General features: G+C 36.4%; 1 protein-coding gene. It reads right to left on the bottom strand.

Translation table 11 applies throughout. From position 1 onward, the window contains the following. Nucleotides 1–38 precede the first annotated feature (38 nt). Nucleotides 39–1,393 (bottom strand): IS3 family transposase gene (locus LRP83_RS23110; RefSeq protein ID WP_230499184.1). Its coding sequence is split into 2 segments (ribosomal slippage): nucleotides 39–940 and nucleotides 940–1,393, totalling 1,356 coding nucleotides; the frame shifts between segments, so codons are not numbered across the junction. Nucleotides 1,394–1,449: the final 56 nt, after the last annotated feature.

Here is a 1,449-nt window from a genome sequence, read left to right as displayed (position 1 = left end):
AATGAAGTGACCCCTAAAAGTTAGACACGGTTATTTCATTAGGCAGCTTGCTCAAAATGAGTTCGGTATTGTACCGGACTCATTTTTAATTTTGCCTTCATCCGTTTCGTATTATAATATTCCATATATTTTTTGAGTTCTTGTTTAAAATGCTCTACACTCTCGAATTCCTTATAATAAAGGAATTCTGATTTCATAATCCCAAAGAAATTCTCCATCACTGAATTATCGTAACAGTTTCCTTTACGAGACATACTTTGTTTAATTCCTCTTTCTTGGAGGGCATGACGATATGGCTTCATTTGATAATGCCAACCCTGATCCGAATGCATTAATAAGTTATGTTCTTCTGGCAAGCGCTCTAGGGCTTTCCCTAACATCTCTGATACAAGTGAGTATGTTGGTCTAGAGCCGATTGTATAAGTAATAATTTCTCCGTTAAATAAATCCAATACAGGCGATAAGTAAAGCTTCTCGCCAAATAATTTAAACTCTGTAATATCCGTTACCCATTTCTGATTTGGGGCGTCCGCTATAAATTGACGATCTAAATGATTTGGGGCAATTTTACCTACAGTACCTTTGTAAGATTTGTATTTTTTCATGCGCACCAAACATTTTAAACCAAGTTCTTTCATGATACGTTGAACCTTTTTGTGATTTACTTTTTGCCCACGATTCGTTAGCTCATCACGAATACGGCGGTAACCGTAACGACCTTCATGTTCCTCATAGATGGCCTTAATTTCAGCTTTCAAGTCGCGATCTGGATCTGGTTGATTCATTCTCTTTACTAAATCATAATATGTGCTACGTGGAATATCAGCGAGTTTCACGAGTTCCTTCACCGGGTATTTATGCCTTAATTCATAGACTACTAGTGCTCTGTCTTGTTTGGTGATTTTTCCTTGTTTTGAACTAAGGCATTCAACTTTTTTAAATACTCATTTTCCATTTCTAGTTGTTTAATACGGGCTTCAAGTGCCTCAACTGCCCCTTTTACTGGTAATTGTTTTGGTTGTTTAGTAGATTTCTTTTTCATGGATGGACGCCCCTTTTCTTTTGGTTCAAGGGCTTCCATACCACCATCCTCCATCTTTTTTTGCCAATCATACACCATTGTATAACTAGAGAGTCTAAAGAGAGCTGCGGTATCCATTAATGACGCACCAGATTGAACCATGTAGTTTAGTACGTCTAGTTTAAAGCTGACAGAACAATTTGTATAGGGAGTTTTAAATCCTTCTTCTCCATGTAATTCATATAACTTCAACCAATATTGGAACTGCGCTCTGGTAACACCAATTTGTTTTGCATATTCTTTTTGGGAAAACACTTTTGGGTTATAGCTTTGAATAATATTTAATTTAATATCACTTGGATATTTTGACATACAAAAAACTGCACCTCCAACTGTTAGATAGTGTCTAACAATTGGGGTGCAGTTCA

The organism is Pseudoneobacillus rhizosphaerae (genome assembly GCF_917563885.1).
In the GTDB taxonomy this organism is placed as follows: domain Bacteria; phylum Bacillota; class Bacilli; order Bacillales; family Cytobacillaceae; genus Pseudoneobacillus; species Pseudoneobacillus rhizosphaerae.
The sequence above is the reverse complement of the archived record's forward strand: the minus strand, read 5'-3'. Positions and strand labels throughout refer to the sequence as shown.